General features: G+C 62.9%; 19 protein-coding genes and 1 tRNA gene. 11 read left to right on the top strand and 9 right to left on the bottom strand.

All coding sequences use genetic code 11. The features are described from left to right. Positions 1–156: 156 nt before the first annotated feature. The gene (locus IYX23_RS13325) at positions 157–1,836 is read left to right on the top strand and encodes a CHASE3 domain-containing protein (RefSeq protein WP_246716765.1); all 1,680 of its coding nucleotides are present in this window, start codon (positions 157–159) and stop codon (positions 1,834–1,836) included. Continuing rightward, positions 1,719–2,033: a response regulator gene (locus IYX23_RS20290; RefSeq protein WP_246716791.1), complete on the top strand. Its 315-nt coding sequence runs from the start codon at positions 1,719–1,721 to the stop codon at positions 2,031–2,033. The genes IYX23_RS13325 and IYX23_RS20290 overlap by 118 nt, the downstream gene beginning before the upstream one ends. Positions 2,034–2,217: 184 nt before the next feature. Here IYX23_RS20290 and IYX23_RS13320 read toward each other — a convergent pair whose 3' ends face one another. The 3 genes from IYX23_RS13320 to IYX23_RS13310 form a co-directional block, all read right to left on the bottom strand. Next, positions 2,218–3,795: an amidase gene (locus IYX23_RS13320; RefSeq protein WP_246716762.1), complete on the bottom strand. Its 1,578-nt coding sequence runs from the start codon at positions 3,793–3,795 to the stop codon at positions 2,218–2,220. A gap of 48 nt (positions 3,796–3,843) precedes the next feature. Then, positions 3,844–5,220, bottom strand: a complete 1,377-nt coding sequence (locus IYX23_RS13315) for a SagB family peptide dehydrogenase (protein ID WP_348643662.1) — start codon at positions 5,218–5,220, stop codon at positions 3,844–3,846. Between the two features lie 67 nt (positions 5,221–5,287). Then, entirely contained in the window at positions 5,288–7,555 is a 2,268-nt protein-coding gene (locus IYX23_RS13310) for a TOMM precursor leader peptide-binding protein (protein ID WP_196393969.1), read from the bottom strand. An 801-nt stretch (positions 7,556–8,356) separates the two neighbouring features. Here IYX23_RS13310 and nikR point away from each other — a divergent pair. Then, positions 8,357–8,824, top strand: a complete 468-nt coding sequence (gene nikR, locus IYX23_RS13305; protein WP_196393968.1) for a nickel-responsive transcriptional regulator NikR — start codon at positions 8,357–8,359, stop codon at positions 8,822–8,824. Between the two features lie 123 nt (positions 8,825–8,947). After that, positions 8,948–11,371, top strand: coding sequence for a TonB-dependent receptor (locus IYX23_RS13300; protein ID WP_196393967.1), 2,424 nt, complete (start codon positions 8,948–8,950; stop codon positions 11,369–11,371). Positions 11,372–11,377: 6 nt separating this feature from the next. Here IYX23_RS13300 and IYX23_RS13295 read toward each other — a convergent pair whose 3' ends face one another. Then, entirely contained in the window at positions 11,378–11,605 is a 228-nt protein-coding gene (locus IYX23_RS13295) for a BrnA antitoxin family protein (RefSeq protein ID WP_196393966.1), read from the bottom strand. Positions 11,606–11,709: 104 nt separating this feature from the next. Between IYX23_RS13295 and dnaG the strand changes: the two genes are divergently transcribed. The 3 genes from dnaG to IYX23_RS13280 all read left to right on the top strand — a co-directional run bounded on the left by dnaG (position 11,710) and on the right by IYX23_RS13280 (position 16,495). Then, positions 11,710–13,614: a DNA primase gene (dnaG, locus tag IYX23_RS13290; RefSeq protein WP_196393965.1), complete on the top strand. Its 1,905-nt coding sequence runs from the start codon at positions 11,710–11,712 to the stop codon at positions 13,612–13,614. Positions 13,615–13,824: 210 nt separating this feature from the next. Then, entirely contained in the window at positions 13,825–15,843 is a 2,019-nt protein-coding gene (rpoD, locus tag IYX23_RS13285) for an RNA polymerase sigma factor RpoD (protein WP_196393964.1), read from the top strand. Between the two features lie 34 nt (positions 15,844–15,877). Beyond that, positions 15,878–16,495: a Uma2 family endonuclease gene (locus IYX23_RS13280; protein ID WP_196393963.1), complete on the top strand. Its 618-nt coding sequence runs from the start codon at positions 15,878–15,880 to the stop codon at positions 16,493–16,495. On the opposite strand, the gene IYX23_RS13275 is transcribed toward IYX23_RS13280, so the two are convergent. Genes IYX23_RS13275 through IYX23_RS13265 form a run of 3 tightly spaced genes read right to left on the bottom strand, consistent with a single transcriptional unit; the run spans position 16,492 to position 19,468 of the window. Beyond that, positions 16,492–17,799 (bottom strand): MFS transporter, encoded by a 1,308-nt coding sequence (locus tag IYX23_RS13275; protein WP_196393962.1) that lies wholly within the window; start codon positions 17,797–17,799, stop codon positions 16,492–16,494. The genes IYX23_RS13280 and IYX23_RS13275 overlap by 4 nt on opposite strands. A 7-nt stretch (positions 17,800–17,806) precedes the next feature. Continuing rightward, positions 17,807–18,523 carry a DUF1345 domain-containing protein gene (locus IYX23_RS13270; RefSeq protein WP_196393961.1) on the bottom strand — a complete coding sequence of 239 codons (717 nt, stop codon included), beginning with the start codon at positions 18,521–18,523 and terminating at the stop codon, positions 17,807–17,809. 12 nt (positions 18,524–18,535) lie between these two features. Continuing rightward, positions 18,536–19,468, bottom strand: coding sequence for a polyprenyl synthetase family protein (locus IYX23_RS13265; protein ID WP_196393960.1), 933 nt, complete (start codon positions 19,466–19,468; stop codon positions 18,536–18,538). 335 nt (positions 19,469–19,803) lie between these two features. Between IYX23_RS13265 and IYX23_RS13260 the strand changes: the two genes are divergently transcribed. Both IYX23_RS13260 and IYX23_RS13255 read left to right on the top strand, forming a co-directional pair. Beyond that, positions 19,804–20,094, top strand: a complete 291-nt coding sequence (locus tag IYX23_RS13260) for a hypothetical protein (RefSeq protein WP_196393959.1) — start codon at positions 19,804–19,806, stop codon at positions 20,092–20,094. 496 nt (positions 20,095–20,590) lie between these two features. Continuing rightward, positions 20,591–20,809: a hypothetical protein gene (locus IYX23_RS13255; RefSeq protein WP_246716758.1), complete on the top strand. Its 219-nt coding sequence runs from the start codon at positions 20,591–20,593 to the stop codon at positions 20,807–20,809. 431 nt (positions 20,810–21,240) lie between these two features. On the opposite strand, the gene IYX23_RS13250 is transcribed toward IYX23_RS13255, so the two are convergent. Further along, positions 21,241–21,630: a hypothetical protein gene (locus IYX23_RS13250; protein ID WP_196393958.1), complete on the bottom strand. Its 390-nt coding sequence runs from the start codon at positions 21,628–21,630 to the stop codon at positions 21,241–21,243. A 17-nt stretch (positions 21,631–21,647) separates the two neighbouring features. On the opposite strand from IYX23_RS13250, the gene IYX23_RS19955 reads away from it, so the two are divergent. Then, positions 21,648–22,133, top strand: coding sequence for a hypothetical protein (locus IYX23_RS19955; RefSeq protein WP_196393957.1), 486 nt, complete (start codon positions 21,648–21,650; stop codon positions 22,131–22,133). A 171-nt stretch (positions 22,134–22,304) separates the two neighbouring features. Here the strand turns inward: IYX23_RS19955 and IYX23_RS13240 are convergent. Further along, a tRNA-Thr gene (locus IYX23_RS13240) sits at positions 22,305–22,379 on the bottom strand. 488 nt (positions 22,380–22,867) lie between these two features. On the opposite strand from IYX23_RS13240, the gene IYX23_RS13235 reads away from it, so the two are divergent. Further along, positions 22,868–23,248 carry a transposase gene (locus IYX23_RS13235; RefSeq protein WP_196393956.1) on the top strand — a complete coding sequence of 127 codons (381 nt, stop codon included), beginning with the start codon at positions 22,868–22,870 and terminating at the stop codon, positions 23,246–23,248. Positions 23,249–23,250 lie beyond the last annotated feature (2 nt).

Below are 23,250 nucleotides of genomic sequence, written 5' to 3'. Positions count from 1 at the left end.
CTTTGCGCTGTCATCATGGCGCGAGCAGCGCGCGGCGCGTCCTCGGGAGAGACGTACGCCGTCCTGAGCACGCGGGCCAATGCAGCGGGAGGTTGACAGACCCCCACTCGTGTAAATCTGATCGCGTCGTCTGTCTGCCAGGTCGTGGAACAGGTCATGGAAAATGACAGTAACGGTTACGCTTCCAAGAAAGACCCTGCCTGGACTATCTTTGGACTTCTCGTCGCAGCGATCGTTGGCGCGGCCCTCTCCCTTGAGAAACAGGTGATAGCTCAAGCATGGGTCGAGCACACGCTTTCAGCGCGCACAGCGCTTCTGCAAGCTCTCTCCACCCTTCAGGATGCGGAAACCGGCCAGCGGGGGTTCTTGCTGACGGGCAACGAAGCGTTTTTGGAGCGGTTCCGTAACGCCGACCAAACGATCGGCGAGCGCTGGGCGACGTTGGAAGGGGCTGTATCAGACAACGAAAAGCAGAAGCAACGACTGGACCGCTTGCGTTCGGTCGCGGCGGAAAGACTGGCTTCATTACAAAAAAGCATTCAGGAACGCCGGATCACGCCGGATATGTCTTTGTCCGATAGCGTTAACGCCGGCAAACAGCTCATGGACGAGGCGCGCAGCATTATTGCCGAAATGCTCGCCGAAGAAGCGCGCCTCTTGACGAAAAGAAACGCCGAAATGCGCTGGACGGTGACGTTGACGCAGTTCGGCGTTACAGGCGCTCTCCTGTTAGCGGCTCTCCTGGGTTGGGCGACCCTCAAGGACCGACAGCGGCAGGTTGGCGAACTCCAAACAGCCAATATTGCGCTTCAAAACGCGCTCACCCTCGCAGCCGAGCAAAGCGAACGGCGGGAGCGCGTGGAAAGCCAACTCAGACAGTCTCAAAAAATGCAAGCCGTCGGTCAACTTACAGGCGGACTGGCGCATGACTTCAACAATATGCTTGCGGTCATCGTCGGATGCCTCAACCTCCTGAAGCGCAAGATGGCGCGCGGCGAGATCGACCAGGACAGCTTGATCGACAAGGCCATGGAATGCGTCGATCGCGCGGCAGCTTTAACCCATCGCCTGCTCGCCTTTTCGCGTCAGCAGCCGCTCGCGCCTCAGGCCGTGGACGCCAATAAGTTGGTGGGCGGCATGGCGGAGATGATCCGGCGCACCCTTGGCGAATCCATCAACGTCGAGACGGTTCTGGCGAGCGGGGTCTGGCGGGTCCACGTCGACCCCAACCAACTCGAGAGCGCGCTATTGAACTTAGCCGTCAACGCCCGCGACGCGATGAACGACGAAGGCAAGGTGACGATCGAGACCTCGAACGCCTATATCGACGACCACTACGCGCGGGAACACGCCGAAGTGAAGGAGGGTCAATACGTATTGGTCGCCGTCAGCGATACTGGAGCCGGCATGCCGCCGGAGGTTATCGCCAAGGCGTTTGAGCCGTTCTTCACAACCAAGGGCCCTGGCAAAGGAACGGGACTCGGCCTCAGTCAAGTATTCGGCTTCGTCAAGCAGTCGGGCGGGCACATCAAAATCTATTCGGAGCCTGGCCAGGGCACGACGGTGAAGATTTATCTGCCGCGCTTCGTCATCGAGCGAGAAGCCGTGGCTCCAACTCACCAGACGAGCGATATCGGGCCGGCTTTGAGGGCACGCCGGAGATGCTCATCCTCGTGGTCGAAGACGAGGACCGGATGCGGAGCGTCGCCGTCGCGATGTTGGACGACTTGGGATATAGCGCGCTCGCTGCGGGGAACGGCGCCGAGGCGCTTGCGCTTATCGACGCCAATCCTCAGATCGCGCTGCTATTCACCGATATCGTTATGCCAGACATGAACGGTAGCGCCCTTGCAGAACAGGCGCTGCGCCGTCGTCCCGATCTGAAGGTGGTGTTTACAACGGGGTTTTCGCGAAACGCGGTGATTCATAACGGCGTGCTCGATCGCGGCGTTAATTTCCTGCCAAAGCCATTCTCGATCGAGCAATTGGCGCAGAAGATCGGCGCGGTTTTGGGAGTTATGGAGACGACCTGAAGGCGCGCGCCGACAGCCAATGATTGTTGTGCGCGACGTCGGCCGGCCCCCTGTGGCGGTCGTCAATGACAGCTCGGCTTAGTCGCCCTGCAGGCGTCGCCGTCGCCGGCGGAGAAAAATTAACGCCAGCGACGCGTCCGTTGGGGTTACGAAGAGCGCGGATGGCGGCGTTGCGCTCAATGACCTACGCGTAATCCGGCGGAGGCGCGAAACCGCCGAACTCCCGCTCGAGGAGTTCGGCGAAGGCGATCGTCGTGCGATCTTCGAGGTAAGGTCCTATGATCTGCACGCCAATCGGCAAGCCGGTCTCTGTTCGATCGATCGGCGCCACCGTCGCCGGAAGACCGGAGATCGTGGCAAGCCCCGCCCACAGGATTTGGGCGTCGAGGTAGGCGTAGGATCGGCCGTCGATCTGGATGCGTCGCGACTCGATCGGCGAATGATCGTGCGGAAAAGCGGGCGTCGGCGTCGCCGGGCAGAGCACGACGTCCCAGTCACGAAAGAGCTCTCGCCACCGCTCCTGAAGCTCGCTCCGCGCCCCGTCCGCCGCCAGCCAATCCCGATGGCTGATGACCGCGCCGCGCGTACGTTCGGCCGCGAGGCTCCGGTTCCGGGGCGACAGCGCTGCGGCCGCGCTGCGCAGCCTGGCATAGACGCTGGGTCGCAAATCCGCGCCCCAAAATGCGGACAACAGCCGAACATAAAGACGCGCCGATTCGGCAAGGTCGGGCAGCAAAGGACTCGCGTGCGCGAGTTTGGCCCCCGCACGGACGAGCCGCTCCGACAATCGACCGAGCGCCGCCCTCACCACGCTGGCGGTACGGCCAAGCGGATGCGTGTCGATGACGAGAACGCGGAAGTTCTTGAGGCTATCGTGCCGGGCCGAGGGCAAAGCCAGCCGGTAGCCGGCGCCGGCGCGTTCCTCGTCCGGTCCTGCGATCACATCGAGCGCAAGCGCGAGGTCCGCAGCGCTTCTCGCCATAGGACCGATGACCCCGAGATCGCAATCGCGCGGCAAGGGCGGCGCGCCCGGCGGGGTCAGTCCGCGATTAGGCACAAGGCCTGATGTCGGCTTGTGAGCATAGACGCCGCAATAATGCGCTGGCGCGCGCAACGAACCGCCACGGTCCGAGCCGATCGACAGCGGCCCGAAACCGCAAGCAAGCGCCGCCGCCGAGCCGCCCGAGGATCCCCCTGGCGTGAGCCGAAGATTCCAAGGGTTGTTGGTTGTGCCGTAGATGTCGTTGTAGGTCTGCCAATCGCTCAGCATCAGCGGAACATTGGTCTTTCCAAGGATCACGGCGCCCGCTTTCCTCAAACGCGCCACGACCAAGGCGTCTTCTTGCGGCATGAAGCGCGTGAACTGCGGGTCGCCCCAGGTCGTCGGCAGTCCGGCGATATCGAAGGATTCCTTCACCGTCATCGGGACGCCAAGCAATGCGCCCCTTTCTCCGCGAGACAGTGCGATATCCGCCGCCTTGGCCGCCTCGCGAGCGCGTTCGAAGTCTCGCACGACGACGGCATTGACGCGGCGGTCTCCCGTTTCGATGCGCGCAATCGCGCAATCCGTGAGCTCCAGCGCGGAAATTTTTCGCGCCCGCAAGGCGGCCACGAGATCTTTGATCGTGCAGTAATCCCACTCCGATGCGGGAAGGGAATGGGTCTTCTGAGCCAACGCCCCGCGCGACCATGGCGCGGTCGCGACCGCCAGAGCGGATGTCCCGGCTCCGATCAATACATCGCGTCGTGCTGCGCCAGTCATGGGACGATCCCTGATCGCAGATCTGTCAGTCGCGCTGGCGATGCGCCGTCAATCGGTGACGGGCGTTGAATCGCTTTGAACGCCGCGTCCGATCGCGATCTGGCCGACCGATCCTTCGACGTGAAACGCGAGGCCCGTCATTTTTGCAAAGAGGTCGATGTCTCCGACCCCGATCGCGCAGGCGCCGATCTCCATCTCGGCGGCCATCAGATAGAGCGTCTGCATCAGCACGCCGACGTGTTTCAGAACGAGCGCATAGGCGAAACCGCTGTATTTCCAGGACACGCGGCTAAACCGCGCCGACATTGTAATGAGGATTTGCGGGACCGCCGGCGCGCCCATGGCGAATTGCGCGTCCTCCAGCATCGCCGTAAGCCAATGCGCGTTGGTCTCGATCAAAACAAGAGCGCGGCGGCTGGCGTCGTAATGATAGAAGCCGCGTGCCAGACCCTCACATCTGTCGACGGCGAGATAGAGCTCCAATTCATAGCTCGCGCCGCCCGACGGATAGGGGCGAGGGGCGACCTCCAACGATTCATCCTCGTCTTCGTCAGTCTTTCGCTCTCGCGATATGATTCGTGCGGCGCCGTCGAGGAGCCGCGCCACCTCCGCCAGCGTGATCGGGCGCTGCTCATCGAAAATGCGAGTCGAGCGTCGGCGCCGCAACAGTGCCGCAAAGGCCGAAGGCGGCGCCGCATCAAGCGTCTTCAAGTCGATCGCCGGCCCTGGCCAGCTCGGCCGTATCGCGGGCGGCAGCGCTGCGAGATGCGCGTGGGCATAGATTCCGCCGGAGGGATTGGCGTGACGCCCGTTCGTGCTGCGGGCGTGAAACAGCAGATCGTGGAAATCCCATAAGATGAGATCGTCGTCGCCTTCGGCCGCGCGAAGCGCTGTGTCGCCGTCAGGGTCGGGCGTGAACAGGATCTCGCCGTCAAGGAGCAGCGCCAGCAGCTCAACGCCCGGAAAGTTAGGCGAATTGCGGAGCTCTCTCACCGTACGCGCCTCCGACAGATGCGCGATCATTGCTGCAACGCTAGGATCGCACAATCGGAAGAGCGCGCATGCGCGCGGAGACTCGAGCACCATGTCGGCGCCGCGCCGCCGAATATAGGCGAAGCGCGACAGCGCCACCGCGCGATCCTCGTCCACCGCGACCAGCCGTGGCGCATAGTCGCGCATCTGCGGCTCGATGACGATGAGGTCGGGACCGCTCGGCGCGCGGGCCAGGCGATATTCCAAGAGTCCGTAAAGCGCCAGCCTGCGGACGAGTTCGCGGATCTCCCCGTCCCGCTCCCCATCGAATGCTACGCCCGTTTCGAACTCGGCGGCGCGCCCTGCGACATCGGCGCCGAAAGTTCCGAACTCCACGGTCCGACCGTCGAAAACGGCGGAGAGGCCGCCCGTGGCGTTGGGCTCGAGCGTCACGCCAGGATTGAGTCGTGCGAAGAGCCTTGCCGGCGGCGCGGGCGGTTGGGACGTATCGCTAAACAAATTAGGTGCGGGGGAACAAGGGATTGACATCGGCTTCGCGCACCGGCCGCTTGCGCAGACCTAGCGCGATGGGCACGTCGTAGAGACGTCCGGGGCCGAAGCGGCGATAGAAATGCCGCAGTCCCGGAACGATCACCCGGACCACCGGCACGTCAATGTCGGGGCGCGTCTGATCGAGGACGAGGAAATCGTGCCCAGCCCGCGCGGCGAGCTTGACGCAGGCCAGCACCTGGTCGCGGCCGTCGAGTTGGGCGAAATTCTTGAACCGCGACCGCCCGAAGGACGCCTTGCCCTGCGGCCGCATATAGGCGTGCTTGCGCAGCGGCAGTGGGTCGCCTCCATAATCGTCATCGGGCCCGAGCTCGGGACGGCCGCCGAGGCTCTCGATGGCAAGAAACTGGTTGAGCTCGGTCATGGCGCGCAGCGTCGCGATCCTTGGATCGAAATGCGCGCCCGCTGCGACTTCGATATATTCCCGTCCGTCCTCGATCCAATGGGCCACGGCGACGACGACGGGAATGCCAAGATCGCTCGTTATGTCCAGCGCCCAGACGTCGCGGCCCATCCTCGCGAAGACGGCGCGGAGGTCGCGCACATAGCTGTCGCCGAGCTTGTCGAGATCAATCTCCGGACGACGCAGACGGTTGTACCACCAGATCGCATATGCGTCCCGCTCGACGAGTTCGAGGAAACCCTGAATAATGGCTTCCTCGATCGTATTGCCCGCCGCGCAACCGTTCGAATCCGCGCTGATCTGATTCGCGCAGCCGGACTCGTGGAAGAAATACAGAAGGCCGGTGGGAACGTATTTAAAACATTCGTCGCGCAGCGACCACACTGGCGACCATTCCGCCTCCGCGGCGGCATCGAAGCGCTTTGCGCCCTCGCCGCAGCCGCCGCTTTTCGCGCCCTGCTCATATTGCGCGTCGCTATAGAGCAGGATGTCATCGGGCAGGATCGCCTCGCCGGCCGGGAAATCCGTAAATCGTCGGACGGTCCTGATCTCGTCGCCCTGGAAAATCCCGCAGTAGCGCTCGATCGCCTCCATCAGCGCGCTGGCTTCGCCCTGTTCGGCGACGCTGCCCTTGCCATAGCTGTCTCCGCTCAGTCCGGCCTGGAGGGCGTCGACAGTTTCGGGGCGCGGCGAAAAATTATGTCTGGCGATGAAGCTCGCGTCGAGCGGCTGTTGGCTCTTGATCCGATCGAGATGCGATACGACGCCGGTCAGCGGGCTCACATGCTTGCGATTGCGGGCAAGAGTGTCGCCCGGCGCGACCGATCTGTAGCCCCCGCTCGTCACGACGCTCGCGCTGCCGGCATGCAGCGGGATGGGCGTGGGCGCTCGCGCGGGATCGCGCAGCTCGGGCTCGCCGCAGCTTGGGCATTGCGGCCGAGCCGGCACATAATGACGGGCCACCGTCGAGCCCATCAGGTCCAGGCTCACGATGTGCTCGTGCAGATCGGTGCGGAAGCCGCTGGCGATCGCCTTGGCGATCTCTGCGGCGGCGATGCCGGCGCCGCTCAGGCCGAGCGGATTGGCGCCAAGCGGCGAGACAGCGACGCAGCGCGCCTCCTTGCGGCCGAGGAAAGCCTTGACCTGTCGATTCCAGTTCATGCGATCGGCGAGGCATCTCCAGCAGGCGCTCTTGCCCGGGCTGAAGATCGGGCCGACCAGCGGGAAAACGCCGGAAGGCTGCACCAACAGCCAATCCTGCTTCGCTTCGAGCCGCCGGCGGTTGAACTCCGCGAGTTGACCTTCAAGATAATCGCCGACCAAGGCGATGGTCAGATCGCCTCCGCGCTTCACGACCTTGACGCCGAAAACGTCCAGCGCCTTCTCCAGCTCCCGCGCGCCGCCGATCCCGATGGCTTCGATCTGAACGGAGACCTTCTGCAGATTTTTGGCGGCGACCTCGGGCTGCAGGCCGAGACTCGCCCAGTAGGCCGCCGCAACGTCATCGGATGCGCCCGCCGGGACGACGAATCGGCGATCAAGCAGTCGCTTGAACGCCTCGTCTATTGAGTCGAGGGGAAACTCTGCGGAGAGCGCCCGGCGTATGGCGTCGGAGTCCTCTCCCGCGCCGATCCGCTCCGCCAGCGCGCAATAAAGCGCGCCTCGAAGGAAAAACTTTCTGTCCTCCGAATAAAGGCAGACAGCGTCAGGCGGCAGGACATAGACAGAAAAATTTGGCGCAAATCGAAGGGCGTCGCCTAACCGCTCTTGTGAAACCGGCTTCGGCGCAAGCGGTTTAGATACGTCAATTGTCATTTGGCTGTCGCGCGCCCCCGTCTCGTCGCGCCCAGGAGCGACGAGATTTGTTCGATTCAGGAATCCGAGAGACGACGTAGACCCACAGACCTGCGCGGAACACTATGTAAATGTTCCGCACGACCTGACTGCACGCCTCGCCTCGGCCCACGTCCTCGGGCCGAAGCGCCGATGGCCTATCGGAACCGACTCAGCCGTCAAATGTGCAGTAGTGCGTCACCCGCAACCACGGCAGCCGCAGCCGCGACAGCCACAGCCCCGACATCCGCGGCAGCCACAGCCCCTGCAGCCGCAGCCGCGGCATCCGACCCACCACGCGACCTGCTCGGTCTTGACAGCCGGGACTTCTTCGCGATCGAACAGGCGGAACGAATTCAGCCCCACGTCGAACACTTCCTGTTCGCGGAGGTCGATCGTGCGCGTCCGGCTGGTCGTGGGAGCCGTCGAAGCATCAGCAGGAGAACTGTCGACGCAGGCGGCGCCCGCAAGCGACAAAGATACACCCATCACCCCGAGGGCTTTCTTGCCTCGACGTTTGTTCTGTGGATTGTCCGATGAGCGCGCCATAGACTCCTCCCAAAAAATCTCAAAAACCGCACGGATGCAGACAATAGCGCCCATCGCGCGCTGGTCAATACTCATCCGATAAAAGGCGAGTCGAATGTCTTGATGATCACCGATGGGATAAACCGCGACGCTATTGGCGGCCTATGCGCCTTGGCGTAATGAACTAGTGGTCGCGCTTGCCCGACGTTTGCTGGGTTGAACGCTTGGCGAGGCGCGAACAGCCGGAGCCGTCATATGCAACGCGTAACGATAACGATCGACGAAGAGCTGATGAGCGCGCTCGATCAGTATATGGAGGCAGGCGGTCATCGAAATCGCTCCGAGGCCGTTCGCGATCTCGTCCGCGCAGGGCTGCTGAAAACGCCCGAAGCCGATGACAGCGCCCGCCCCTGCATGGCCGCGCTCGTTTACGTCTATGATCACGAGACGCGACAGCTGTCGAAAAAACTGATGCATGACCATCACTCTCATGCCGACATGTCGATCGCGACGCTGCACGTGCACATCGATGAAGCGACCTGTCTCGAAGTGTCGCTGCTCAAGGGCCAGAAGTCCGATGTCGAGCACTTCGCCGGCCATGTGATAGGCGAGCGCGGCGTTCGATACGGGCAGCTCGTCGTCTTGCCGGCGGATCTCGAGCAGGGCGAAACGCCCCACGTCGATCGTCACACGACCGGCCGCCACCCGCACCATTCCAGCTAGAGCGCGTCGTCTGTGGCAAATCGGCAACGCTTTCGGCAAATTGCATTGAGCCAATTGACCCAACGCATCGCGTAAGACAATTTTCAAAAAAAATCACAATAACGCGCATGTTGGTGACGTCGAATGAACCGCAGAAACGCCGCTTCCGTATCCGCCGTCGCCGTCGCGATATCGCTCCTGGGCGCGGAGGCGCAGGCGCAGTTCACCGCGCTGCCAACGATCAATGTCGGCGGTCATCGCCCGGCGGCCAGCACCGCTGCGAGGCCATCGCGACCAAGTGGGCAGGCGAGCCGCGGCCCAGTTCGTCCCACGCCAGCCATTCAGGATCCCACGGTGTCGGTCGGGCAAGAGCCGCCGCCGCTCACGTCGTCCAGCGACAAGTTCTACACCGGCGAGGAAGTGACGGCCTATCCCTATTCGCGTCCCAGCGAGTCGCTTGAAATCGTGCCAGGCTTGATCGTCTCGCAGCACTCAGGCGAGGGCAAAGCCAACCAATATTTCCTGCGCGGCTTCAACCTCGATCACGGAACCGATCTTGCGCTCTATCTCGACGGCATGCCGCTGAACATGCGCACGCACGGCCACGGGCAGGGCTACGCCGACACGAATTTTCTCATGCCCGAGCTGTTATCGTCGATTCTGGTGCACAAGGGGCCCTACGCGGCAGAAGACGGAGACTTCTCTTCGGCCGGCTCGATCTACATCCAATACATCGATAAAATCGACAAAGGCTATTTCTCCGGAACAGGCGGCAGCTTCGGCTATGGCCGCGGATTCGCCATCCAGCCTTACAAGGACATCTATGGCGGCGACGCTTATGGCGCCGTTGAAATGAATGTCTACAACGGTCCCTGGGAGCGCGGCGACGAAGTAAAGAAGATCAACGGCGTCTTGCGCTGGACGCGCGGCACGCAGAGCGACGGCATGTCGTTGACCGCGATGGCCTACGCCAACCGCTGGTATTCAACCGATCAGATTCCCATGCGCGCCGTCAACTCCGGCCTGCTGTCGCTATGGGGCACGCTCGACCCGACCGATGGCGGCAACACGACTCGTTTTTCGCTCTCTGGACGATGGAGCCAGACAGAAGGCAATCACTATTCGCGCGTCGAAGCCTACGCGATCCGCTCGACTTTGGAGCTCTACAACAACTTCACGTACTACCTCGCGCATCCTGACGTCGGAGATCAGTTCCGCCAGTTCGACCGCCGCACGATCGTCGGCGTCAACGCTCAGCATGGGATCGCCTGGAACTCTTTCGGTCTTCCCGTCCAGACCCGCTTCGGGCTTCAGGGTCGCTATGACGACATTCGTCTGGGCCTGCAGGAAAGCTTCCGCCGCAACATCTACGATTCGATCCGAAACGATTATGTCGGAGAAGGCAGCATCGGCATCTGGACCGATACGACGGTGAGTTGGACGCCGTGGCTGCGAACGGTGGCGGGCGCGCGCGTCGACCTTTATTCAGCCGCCACCAACTCGATTCAGACCCTGGCGGACGCCCCGAAAGTCTTCAATAGCGCCGGGCTGCCGGTCTTTCTGTGGACCGGTCCCTTCAACAATGGCCAGAAGGACGCGTCTATCTTCAGTCCTAAGGCCTCGATCATTCTCGGTCCCTGGTATGCGACCGAGATGTTCCTGAATTTCGGCGAAGGGTTCCATTCCACCGACGCACGCGGCACGGTGCAGAGCTTCGCGAGCGCGGAAATTGGCGGCATCGAGGGGCTCGACCTCGATAGCTTCTCCGTCGTCGGGCGCATTCCGCTGCTCGTGAAGTCGCGCGGCGCGGAAATCGGCTGGCGCACCAAATTCATCGAGGGACTCGACTCAAGCGTGAGCCTGTTCTGGCTCAATCTCGACTCCGAAAACCAATATGTCGGCGACGCCGGCACGACGGAATTTGGCCGCCCGAGTCGCCGCTACGGCATCGAAATCGCCAATCACTATCATCCGGTGTCCTGGATCAGCTTCGACGGCAATGTGGCCATTGTGAATACGCGCTTCCGCGGCGTCGATCAGAATGCGTGGCTCAGCTATGCCGAACTGACGACGGCGGAGACGCTGCCTTACGGAACCTTCCTTGGCAACGCCCCCGGCAACTATCTCTTCAACGCCCCCGCGATCGTCGCAATGGGCGGGCTTGAAATCGGCGAGGCCACCGGCTGGTTCGCCGGCATGAAATATCGTTATTTCGGCGCGCGCCCGCTAACGCCGGATGGCTATTTCACCTCGCCCGCCACTGGCACCCTCAACGCGCGGCTCGGCTATCGCTGGGCGGACGGCTGGCGCATCCAGTTCGACGCCTTTAACATTTTCAATTCGCGCTCCGACCAGATCACTTACGGCTATGGGTCGCTGCTGCCGAGCGATCCTCTCTACCAGCAGTGCGTCAACGGCCTCGCTCCCGGCGCGGTTTGCGGCGTCGGCGTCATGGACCGCCACTTCAAGCCGGTCGAGCCGCCGGCGGTGCGCCTGACGTTCGGCGGTCCGATCAGTTTTGACTCGCTGCCAGACTTCACAGCGCCGCTGCGGGTCGTGTCGGAATAGCCGCGCTCAACCCGCCTTGCGCTGCTTCACATAGCTGCGCAGGACGGCGTTGATGCGCCGCTGATAGCCCGGGCCTTGCGACTTGAAATAATCGATCAGGTCCTGATCAAGGCGGATCGAAATCGCTTGCTTTCTCGGTGGCGTGACGATCTCCGCCTTGCTCCAGTCGACGGTCTCGAACTCCGCCCAATCGGGATCGGCTGCGACGGCGGCGTCAATTTCCGCTTCAGTCATTTTCTGTCTCAACGTTATGCTCCCTATTTGCCGTGAGTCGGGCGGGCGACCAAACGATCCTGGTGAATTCGCGCCCTGCCGCAAAGGAGTGCTAGGGAGAGCCGATGCGCTTTTCCCCTTCCTTCCTCGATGAGATACGGGCGCGCCTGCCCGTCTCCGAGGTCGTGCGCCAGAAGGTGAAGCTTCGGAAGGAAGGCAGGGAGTGGCGGGGCTTGTCGCCCTTCAACGCCGAAAAGACTCCCTCCTTTTACGTCAACGACCAGAAGATGCGCTGGTTCGACTTCTCCGCCGGGAAGAACGGCAACATCTTCGATTTTCTCATGGAGACGGAGGGGCTCTCCTTCCCCGAGGCGGTGGAGAGGCTGGCGGCCCTCGCCGGCCTGCCCCTGCCCGTCGAGACCAAAGAGCAGCAGGAACAGGATCGACGGCGCGCGACGCTGGGCGAGGCGCTGGAGGCGGCGGCGGTCTTTTTCGAAAAGCAGCTCGCCGGCGCCGCGGGTCGCGAAGCGCGCGCCTATCTCGACCGCAGGCAGATTTCCTTGGCCGCGCGCGAAAAATTCCGTCTGGGTTTTGCGCCGCCCGAGCGCCATGCGCTGCGCGATCACCTCGCCGCCAAGGGCGCAAGCGTCGAAACCATGATCGAAGCGGGCCTGCTCGTCCACGGCGAGGAGATCGCCGTTCCTTACGATCGGTTCCGCAATCGGGTGATGTTTCCGATCTGCGACCGCGCCGGACGGGTCATCGCCTTTGGCGGCCGCGCGCTGGAGGCGGAGGCTCAGGCCAAATATCTCAACTCCCCCGAGACGCCGCTCTTTCACAAGGGCGCGACGCTTTACAATCTGCACAACGCCCGCAAGACGGCGCATGAAACCGGCGCGGTGATCGCCGTCGAGGGCTATGTCGACGTCATCGCGCTGGCCGCTGCGGGCTTCCCCAACGCCGTCGCCCCGCTCGGCACGGCGTTGACTCCCGAACAATGCGCCCTGCTCTGGCGCCTGGCCGAGGAGCCGATCCTCTGCTTCGACGGCGACAAGGCGGGATTGAAAGCGGCCTTTCGGGCCGTGGATACGGCGCTGCCGCTGATTGGCCCCGGGCGCTCGCTGCGATTCGTCCTTCTGCCGGACGGCCAGGACCCTGACGAACTGCTGCGCTCAAGCGGGGCCGAGGCGCTTGCGGAAGCTTTGAACCACCCGCTGCCGCTCGTCGATCTCCTGTGGATGCGCGAGACCGACGCGACGACGCTCGACACGCCCGAGCGCCGCGCCGCCCTCGAGCGGCGGCTGCGCGAGATTGTCGGTCAGATCGGCGATGACGACCTGCGACGTCATTACCTCCAGGAGCTGGCGCAGCGGCTGGATCGCCTCTTTAGTCGCGACCGGCGCGCCCAGTTTCGACGACCAGACGTCGCGCGGCGTGGCGCGAGCGGTCGCCGGCGCGCTTCCGACGAGGGCCCTTTGACCATTGGTCCAGGCTTGGCGAATTCGCCGCTGTTTCGCGGCGTCAAGTCGGCGATTGCGCCGCGTGAGGCGCTTATCCTGTTGATCCTGATCAACCATCCGGATCTGATCGACTCCCGTGCGGAGGATCTGGCCACGCTTGATCTTGAGTCCGCCGACGCGCGCGACTTGCGCGACGCGCTCCTGCGATTTGCGGAGAGCAGCGCGGGCGATAAACTTGAGCTTCACCCGTTCTTAGCGTCGCTTGGACTCGCGCGGACGGTCGCCCGGCTGGAGGCGATGGCCGCCCATTCGACGCTCTGGAGCGTGCGCCCCGAGGCTGCGGCGGCGGACGCCGGCGAGAGCCTGCGACAGGCTTTCGCCTTGCATCGCAGATCATTGGCGTTAAATAGAGAGTTGCGCGCGGTGCAAGCGCTGCTCGCCGACAACCCCAGCGAGCGGGATCATGCGCGGCTGAAGGATATTCAGACCCAGTTGTCGGCGCTCGAGGGCGCAGAAGCAGCGGTGGAAGGGTATGGGTCGCTTTCCGGCCGGCCATCGCGCAATTTGTGAATTCGCATGGGTTGGCGCCGTGGCGAAGAGGGGATGGAAGACGCGCCGCTAGGGGGCGGTGCGAAGGTATTTTCGCGGTCGGCAGGGCTTTTTTCGTCCGCTTGCCGCGCTTTGGCGTAGAGAGGGCCGGCCTCTCTGGCTATTTTTGGAAAACTTGCGCCTTGCCTGGTTCGGGGAGCCGATCCGGGGCGAGGCGTTTGGAGCTTGTGGATGGCGAAGAAAGACGAAAATAAGGTCGAGAACGAAACCGTAGCGGCGACGGAGGCTTCCGACGGACCGCTTCTCGATCTCAACGACGCCGCCGTCAAGCGGATGATCAAGCTCGCGAAAAAACGCGGCTTTGTCACCTATGCCGAGCTGAACGCGGTGCTGCCGTCCGAGGAAGTGTCGTCGGATCAGATCGAGGACGTCTACGCGATGCTCTCAGAGATGGGCATCACTGTCTCTGAAGGCGACGATCCGGACGACGTCGAGGCCGAAGAACAAAGCCCCGAGGAAGAAGAACCGGAAGGCGGGGAACTCGTCGAGACCCCGCGTGCGACCGCGGTGGCGACGCGCACGTCGGAGCCCGCCGATCGCACCGACGACCCCGTGCGCATGTATCTGCGCGAGATGGGCTCGGTCGAACTTCTGTCGCGAGAAGGCGAAATCGCGATCGCCAAGCGCATCGAGGCCGGACGCGAGGCGATGATCGCCGGGCTCTGCGAGAGCCCGCTGACCTTTCAGGCGATCATCATCTGGCGCGAGGAATTGGAAGCCGGCAAGGTCCTGCTGCGCGACATCATCGATCTTGAGGCGACCTACGCCGGGCCCGAGGGCAAGGCGACGAAAACCGCTGAGCCGGCGCCCGCCGCCGACCTGGTGGCGCCGGCGACCGCGCCGCGGACCCCGCCCGCCGGGCTGCAGGAGGACGTCCCGCCCGCCGAAGAATCTTTCGAGGAAGAAGACGACATGGAAAACTCCGTGTCGCTCTCGGCGATGGAATTGGAACTGAAGCCGAAGGTCCTCGAAACCTTCGCGCGCATCGCCGACGCGTATAAGAAGCTGCGCCGGCTCCAGGACCAGAACGTCGAGAACAAGCTCAAGAACGAGACCCTGACGCCCGCGCAGGAACGCAAATATAAGACGCTCAAGAAGGAAGTCGTCGCCGACGTCAAATCGCTGTCGCTGAACCAGAACCGCATCGAAGCGCTGGTCGAGCAGCTCTACGACATCAACAAGCGACTCATCGGCTATGAGACGAAGCTCCTGCGGCTCGCCGACAGCCACGGCGTGATGCGCGAAGACTTCATTGACAAGTTCCACGGCTCGGAGCTCGACCCGAAGTGGGTCATGCGCGTCGCCAAGCTCGGCTCCAAGGGCTGGAGGGAGTTCGTCGCCGCGGACAAGGATCGCATCAAGGATCTGCGCGGCGACATTCATGCGCTTGCGACCGAGACGGGACTCGAGATCTCCGAGTTCCGCAAGATCGTGCATATGGTGCAGAAGGGCGAGCGCGAAGCCCGGCAGGCGAAAAAGGAAATGGTCGAGGCGAATCTGCGTCTCGTCATCTCGATCGCCAAGAAATACACCAATCGCGGCCTGCAATTCCTCGACCTCATCCAGGAAGGCAACATCGGTCTGATGAAGGCCGTCGACAAATTCGAATATCGCCGCGGCTATAAATTCTCGACCTATGCGACATGGTGGATTCGTCAGGCGATCACCCGCTCGATCGCCGACCAGGCGCGCACGATCCGCATTCCCGTGCATATGATCGAGACGATCAACAAGATCGTGCGCACCTCGCGCCAGATGCTGCATGAGATCGGACGCGAGCCGACTCCCGAAGAGCTTTCCGAGAAGCTCGCCATGCCGCTCGAGAAAGTGCGCAAGGTTTTGAAAATCGCCAAGGAGCCGATCTCGCTCGAAACGCCGATCGGCGACGAGGAGGATTCGCATCTTGGGGATTTCATCGAGGACAAGAACGCCGTGCTGCCGATCGAGGCGGCGATCCAGTCGAATCTGCGCGAGACGACGACGCGCGTTCTCTCCTCGCTGACGCCGCGCGAGGAACGCGTGCTGCGCATGCGCTTTGGCATCGGCATGAACACCGACCACACGCTCGAAGAAGTCGGCCAGCAGTTCTCGGTGACGCGCGAGCGCATCCGTCAGATCGAGGCAAAGGCGCTGCGGAAGCTGAAGCATCCGTCAAGGAGCCGGAAGCTCCGAAGCTTTTTGGATAACTGACGTCCCCCAGCGCTGGACGTGCTATGGCGCCCATATGAACCCGCATCTGCGACCCGCGTCACTCCCACTCTCGACCCAGGCCGCCGAGGGCATGCCTCGGCGCTGCTGGACGGTCGCCGAGGTCGAGGAGATGGTCCGCGTCGGCATCATCGACGAAGACGAACGGTTCGAACTCATCGGCGGGGAGGTCGTGCCCATGTCGCCCAAGGGGGCTCGGCATGAGTGGATTAAGATTGAGCTGAATCGATTCTTGCAACGTGTTGCGCCAGCCCATCTGACCATCGCGCCGGAAACCACGCTTCGGCTCGACGCACGCACGTTTGTCGAGCCAGATTTCTGTGTCTTTCGTCGCGATCTCGATCTTCAGGCGCTCGACGGATCTTCTGTGCTGCTGGCGATCGAAGTCGCGGATTCGAGCCTCAATTACGACAAGGGCCGTAAGATCGGCATTTATGCGGCTCATGGCGTTCGCGAGGTGTGGGTCGTCGACGCCATTCGCGCGACAATCTGGATTCATCGCCGGTTGGGCGCCAGCGGCTACGCGGAGATCGCGGAGCTTCCGTCAAGCGAGCTTGCGACGCCGATGCTTGCGCCCGAACTTGCTGTGCGCCTGTCGGACCTCGGCATAGGGCCGGCTGCGGAGCAGGCCTAACTTTCTTCCTGCTCAATCCGAGAATTCCTCTTCGTATCCGGCATCGTCGCGTAGACGATGAGCGAAATGAAGATTGCGGCGCTCGCATAGTAGAAGAACCAGCTCTCATGCCCCTGCGCCTTGAACCAGAGCGCCACATATTCCGCCGAACCGCCAAAGAGCGACACCGTCGCCGCATACGGCAGCGCGACGCCGGTGACGCGGATCGCCGCTGGAAAGAGTTCGGCCTTCACGACGGCGTTGATGGACGTATAGAGCGCGACGATCAGCCAGGCGCAGCAGATGAGCGCAAAGGCGATCCATGCGTCTCGCGCATTCTGAATCGCAGTCAGCAGCGGAACCGTGAAGATCGTTCCCAGCACGCCGAAGGCGATGAGCATCGGCCGGCGGCCGACGCGATCCGACAAGGCGCCGTAGATCGGTTGCAGGCATAGCGCGAAGAGAAGCGAGCCGGCCGCAATCCACGTCGTCTCCGCATCGCTCAATCCGGCGGAGAGCTTCAAAAATTTCTGCATGTAGGTCGTGTAGACATAGAAGGCGATGGTGCCGCCGAGCGTCAGTCCAACGACTGTCGCCGTCTCCCGCTTATGCGCGAGCAGCGCGCTGAGCGATCCGCGCCGCCGCTCGGCGCGCGACGCCTTGAAGGCGGGCGTCTCGGCAAGGTCGCGGCGCATATAGAGCGCCACGATGGCGAGCAGCGCGCCGAAGGCGAAGGGGATGCGCCAACCCCAGTCGCGCAGCGCCTGAGCGTCGAGCGCAACATTCTGCAAGATGAGCAGCACGCAAAGCGCCAGCAATTGGCCGGCGATCATCGTCACATATTGAAAGCTCGAATAGAAACCGCGGCGCTCGGGATGCGCCATCTCGGCAAGATAGGTCGCGCTCGACCCATATTCGCCGCCAAGACTGACGCCCTGAACGAGGCGCGCGAAGAGCAGCGTCGCCGGCGCGCCGACGCCGATCGTCGCATAGGTCGGCGCGAGCGCGATGAGGAGCGAACCCAGACACATCAGCAGCACCGAGAGCATCAGCGCGGCGCGCCGGCCGCGCCCGTCCCCGATCCGTCCGAAGACATAGGCGCCGATCGGCCGCATCAAGAAACCAAGCGCAAAGACGCCGGAGGCCGACATCATCTGCGCGAGGGGGTCTTCGCCAGGAAAGAACGAGTCGACGAAGTAAAGCGAAAAGGCCGAATAGACGTAAAAGTCGTACCATTCGACGAGATTGCCGACCGAGCCGATCAAAATCGCGCGCAGTCGCGCGGCTTCGGTCTTGATGTCGATCGCCGCCGCGTCTTCCTTCATATGTCCTTCAGACCAGCTGGCTGGCGACGTTCACCATGAGCGCGAGGATGGTGGTGTTGTAAAAAAACGCGACGATGCCATGCGTCGCCACCAGCAGTCTCATCGGCGACGAGCAGGTTTCTATGTCGGCCGTCTGAAAGGCGACGCCGATGACGTAGGAAAAATACAGGAAGTCGATGTATTGCGGCATCCGGGTGTTAGGAAAATGCAGTCCGCCGCGCGCCGTCGGCGGCTCGTCCGGATCATGCTCTTCCTCGAAGTAGAATTCATGCGCATAGTGAAAGGCGAAGGTCAGGTGCAGGAACAGCCAGGAATTGAGCACCGTGATGATGGTGAGCGCGATGGCTGCGCCCTTCTCCCAGCCTTCCATTGACTTCACCGAACCAAGCTCGACGACGACGGCTCCGAAAGAGGCGGTGGCGATCGCCGTCGTGAGCAACAGCATGACGAAGCGGCCCTCGTCGAGAATCTGGGCGCGCTCGCGAATGGTGTCGTGCGTGGCGCCCGCGATGAGCATGTAGACGAGAGCGAAATAGCACAGCGCGACGGCGTTCCATGCGACGAGCGCGCGGGCGACCGGCTGCATCGCCTGCGGCAGAAGCAATCCGACAATGACGCCGAGCGCGAGACTGAGAAAGAGCTGCGGGCGCGCGCGAACAATACGAAATGGCGCCAGGATCGCCGAGGCGCGCCGACGGGTCGTGGACAGTCCTAGTCGGGGCATCGGCGCGATTCCTCAGTTGCGCCGCGCGGCGACGAAACGGGCGGCCTCCGCCAGAATGTCGGTTCCCTCCCCCAGTCCTGTCTCGCGCAGCGCCGCCGTCGCTTCCGCGACCAGCGCGTCCCGTCTCGCGCGCGCGGCGTCGAGACCGAGAAGACCGACGAGAGTCGCCTTGCCGCGTTCGGCGTCTTTGCCGGCGCGCTTGCCGAGCGCGGCGCTGTCGCCCTCTGCGTCGAGAATGTCGTCGGCGATCTGAAAAGCCGCGCCCAGCGCTTCGCCATAGCGCGTCAGCGCACGCGCCTGCGACACAGACGCGCCGCCGAGGATGCCTCCGGCGTCGACGGCGAAGCGTAACAGAGCGCCCGTCTTCATCGCCTGCATCTGCAAGGTTTCTTCGAGCGTGAGCGGCGTCGCCGCGGTTTCAGCGGCAAGGTCGAGCGCCTGTCCGCCGACCATGCCGCCAAGCCCCGCCGCGCGGGCCAAGGCGAGCACCAGCGCCGCGCGCACGCCAGCGTCTTGATGCGTCTTCGGATCGGCGACGACGTCGAACGCGTAGGTCAACAGCCCGTCGCCCGCCAGGATCGCCGTCGCCTCGTCGAAGGCCTTATGAGTCGTCGGCCGGCCGCGGCGCAGATCGTCATCGTCCATCGCCGGCAAGTCGTCATGGACGAGCGAATAGCAATGAATCATTTCAAGCGCGCAGGCGGTGCGCAGCGCCGATTCGCCGACGACGCCAAAGAGTCGCGCGGATTCGATGACGAGAAACGGCCGCAGCCGCTTGCCGCCGCCAAGCGAGGAATAACGCATCGCTTCGAGAAGGCGCGGGGGACGGGCGATCTCGCCGGGAAGCGGCGCAGGCGCGAGCAGCGCGTCGAGCGCGGATTCGGTGGCGTCGGCGGCGGCGTCGAGACGGCGGCGAAATTCCTCCGCGCATGCGGCTGCATCCATGAGAGCGATGTCCTTCAAAGCAAATGACAGTGGCTGCTAGCAAATTTACGGCCCCGCCCCAAGCGCCGCGCGCGTCCCTTTATGGCGAAAACGCGTCGCGTTTCGGGCTTTTCCTAAGCGGCGAACGCCTGAAACTCGCACGATGTTGTATTTTTGCGACAGTCATCGCAGACCGCTTTTATTAAACTCCACGCGACGCCAATGCGGCTTGCGGCATACCCAAGCGGTCGCCGGCCGCGGCGTCGTTAAAGACTCGCGCGGCGCGCATTGAACGGACTGGTCCGGCGCCGCTTCGCCTGGATGCGGACGATCCAGCCTCACCCTAGGAGAAACGCATGAAGAAAGTTCTGCTGCTGACGACCGCCCTGGCGGCGGCCGCGCCGCTTGCGGCGTGCAACACTCCCGGTGAACGCGCAGCAGGCGGCGCCGTGATCGGCGGCCTAGGCGGCGCGGGCATTGGCGCGCTGGCGTCCGGCGGACGCGCGGGCGGCACGCTTGCCGGCGCGGCGATCGGCGCGGCCAGCGGCGCCGTCGTCGGCGCGGCGACCGCTCCGCCGCCACGCTGTGCGCGCTGGGGCTGGGACTATTACGGCAACCGCGTCTGCGTCGCTTTCTATAACTACTAAAGGCGTGCTAAATTTTTTAAACCGCAGGCCGCGTCGCCTGCGGTTTTTCTTTTCTTTTCCGCCCACGCGATCGCGACGCTCTGGGCGCAGCGCTTCTTGATCTTGGACTTGAGACCGCTAATTTGAGGCGAGCGGCGCTGCCTGGAGAGAGTTCATGCCGGAAGGTTTAACGAGACTGATGATTCTAGGGGCGATCGGTTTCTTTCTCGGCGCTGCGATCGTCAGCTATTACTCCGGCTGAAGACGTTCGGTCGCCGCAAGTCGCGAGTTCAGGGCCGGTTTGTCGCCCCGGCGACGCGCTTGCTGAATCGACTCTGGCCTGTCTCGAAGTCGCTCCAAGCTCAACGGGCCCGCTCGCCCGAGCAGTCTGGCGTGCGTCGGAGCGCCGTGCTTGTCCCATGCCTAAGCCGCGCAGGCGAGCTTGCGCGCTCATTGTTCATTAACCATGTTGATCTAAGTGATGCGTGCGGATGAGGCGCAATCAGGAGACGTAGCGATGGCGATGAGCAACAGGACCAAGATTGGTGTCGTTCTGGCGGTTGGGGTTCTCGCCGGCCTCTCGTCGGGGTTGCTGTCCCTGCTGCTATTGGCGGTGGCGGGCTTCCTGATCGCCTGGGGCCAGAACCCCAAAGCCGTTGAGGACTTTTTCGAAAGCCTTCCCTTTAGAGACTACAGCTCAAAAGCCTTCTCCCGCTTGAACTCGATCCTCTCGTAAGATCTCCCGGCGCGCCTCGCGTCGCCGTCCCCCTCGACGACATCGAAAAAGCCCGCAAAAGGGGCCGGCGCGCCTTCACAGCCCGGCCCCTGATCGCTCCGAAACGCAGAACGTTTTCGCAACGATCAGATCATCGCGCGTCTCATGGAAATGAACAGTGCGCCCGCGCACAGCTTCTTCCCGATGGTTAACATGCCTTTACGGTCACGCATCGCCTCGCCCCTGCCGACGCCGGCGCGATCGCTCCTTGTTATCGTGCTGCGACTGCGGAGTGAGCGCCGTTCCTCCGGAAGATCCAGTTCCACCCACCCGATGGACCCGCGCTGTTAAAGTCGTGCTCGCTAGGGATCGACGCAACGCGGAAGCTAAGGCCGCGTTGCGCGAAGCGGAGGCTCGTTTGGATGAAATGTTGATCTTGACCGCTTTGCGAATTAGTTGGGGTTGCCTCGAATCTCCTCGGGCGGCTGCCAAGCCCCGTTGGAGTCATCTTGGCGAGCCACGTTATTTTTTTCATTTTTCTGCCGAAGCTCGCTGACAGCGTTAATGGCGACGGTCCACTCCTCCTCCGACCACTTCGCAGCTGCTGCGACATTTCTCGCCATGCCGCCGGCATACCCATAAATGTTCTGCGGCATGTTCCGGACTTCGGCCAACATCCCTTCAGCGTTTAAGGCGCCATCCGAGTAATTTGTACCCAATTGCGCGGTCGATCTGCGGCCGAACTCCGACGTGAGGATGGAAAGTCCAACGAGAACCCCAACTAGCGCCGCAACACCTACGGCAGCTCGTTTACGTGCATCCATGTCGATGTTCTCAATCATGGCTTTAGCCCTCATGGTTGGTGATCACGCACAACCATAACGGCGGCACAAAGTTCCAACTGGCTCTTCCTCTCCCCGCCTTGCCGCCATGCTCCCGCGTCGCCCATGGCGGCGTCGGAAACAGTTCCAAGTTCTCCCAGACCGTGCCTTCCGAGAGCTTGGTCGGCTTTTTCATTGCCCGAACGGCGCTGTGGCCTTTGGTTGTTGTCATTCCGCTCAAATTTTCCTTCCGAGATCGTCGTCAGTCTGTCGTCGTCCAGGTCGTGTTCGATAAATTCCGGCCCTTCAGCCGCGAGCGCGGCGAATTCCTGCGCCATCCGAGTTCGCGTCCGCCGAAACTCTGCGCGCAGCAGATGCGTCGCGTCTCGCGCAGGGATCTGCCACTTCGCGGCGAGCGCGGCGGCGAACTCGGGAATCGCGCCATCAAAGGCGTCCACGATGCGGCGGGGAATTCTCGCCATTTCCTCGCGCGCAGCGACGGCGGTGATATAGATGCCACGTGAGAGGCGGTCCTGCTCTTCGCCGCGCGAGGTGGCGAACTGCGCCTGGCGAAGTAGACGCGCTACCCAGTTTTCACCCAACTTGCGCGGGTTTTCGCGTTCCGTTCCGTCTCGGACGTTCTGAAACGCCGCGAGCGTGTCTTTCGCAAAGTGTTGGATTTCCTTAGGGAAAGCTGGTGCTGCAAGAGAGGATTGAACTCTCGACCTCTCCCTTACCAAGGGAGTGCTCTACCACTGAGCTACTGCAGCGCTTGATCGCCCGAAACGACTGAAATCGCGTCCGACGCGTTCGGCGCCTGTGTGCCACAGGGAGGCGCAAGTCGCAAGCGCGCGCGCGTCCAGCCCAGGGCTTCGAGCTCGAGTGGATTTCAGCTCACTCTCAGCCGTCATGCCCGGCCTTGTGCCGGGCATCCACGCCGGTCAACCGCGAAACGCATCGCGCGGAGACGGTAATTTCGGCTCATATCCTCACATTTGCCTCGTGTCGTCGCGTGGATGGCCGCGACAAGCGCGGCCATGACGCGGTGAGATGACCCCCTCGAAACCTGGATTCGGAGCTCTGGCGTCCCGTCTCATGCGGCGGCTGAACGCAAATCTTCGCCGGACGACCCCGCCAAAACAGGTTGTGCTGTTTAAAATTACAACCTAGGATAGAAATATCGATCGATCATGTCGGCCCTTCACATCGAAGACGGTCCGGCGGGTCGACGTCGCAATGCGCCGCGACGGAGGATCAATTGATTGAGAATTATCTTTCTGACGAACATTGGCAGGCCGTCGCGCCCGTCCTTCCCGGAAAACAGGGCGACCCAGGCTGTCGAGCCCGCGACAATCGGCTTTTTCTCGAAGCGGTGTTCTGGATCGTTCGCACCGGCGCGCCCTGGCGCAGCCTGCCGCCGCGGTTCGGCAAATGGTACACGGCCTATACGCGCTACCATCGCTGGGACAGGAAGGGCGTCTGGCCGCGCGTCGTGGCCGCGCTCAACGCATGCGATTTTCAATATGACGAAGACGGGCTGCGCTTCGCGCCGTGCGAAGAAATTGGCTTGCCCGAGCGCGGGCGAAGCGACGCCGACGCGCGCCAGAGCGCGGCGGTCGATCAATTGGTCGGAGTCTGAGA

Source organism: Methylocystis sp. L43 (assembly GCF_015709525.1).
Taxonomy (GTDB): Bacteria; Pseudomonadota; Alphaproteobacteria; order Rhizobiales; family Beijerinckiaceae; genus Methylocystis.
The sequence above is the reverse complement of the archived record's forward strand: the minus strand, read 5'-3'. Positions and strand labels throughout refer to the sequence as shown.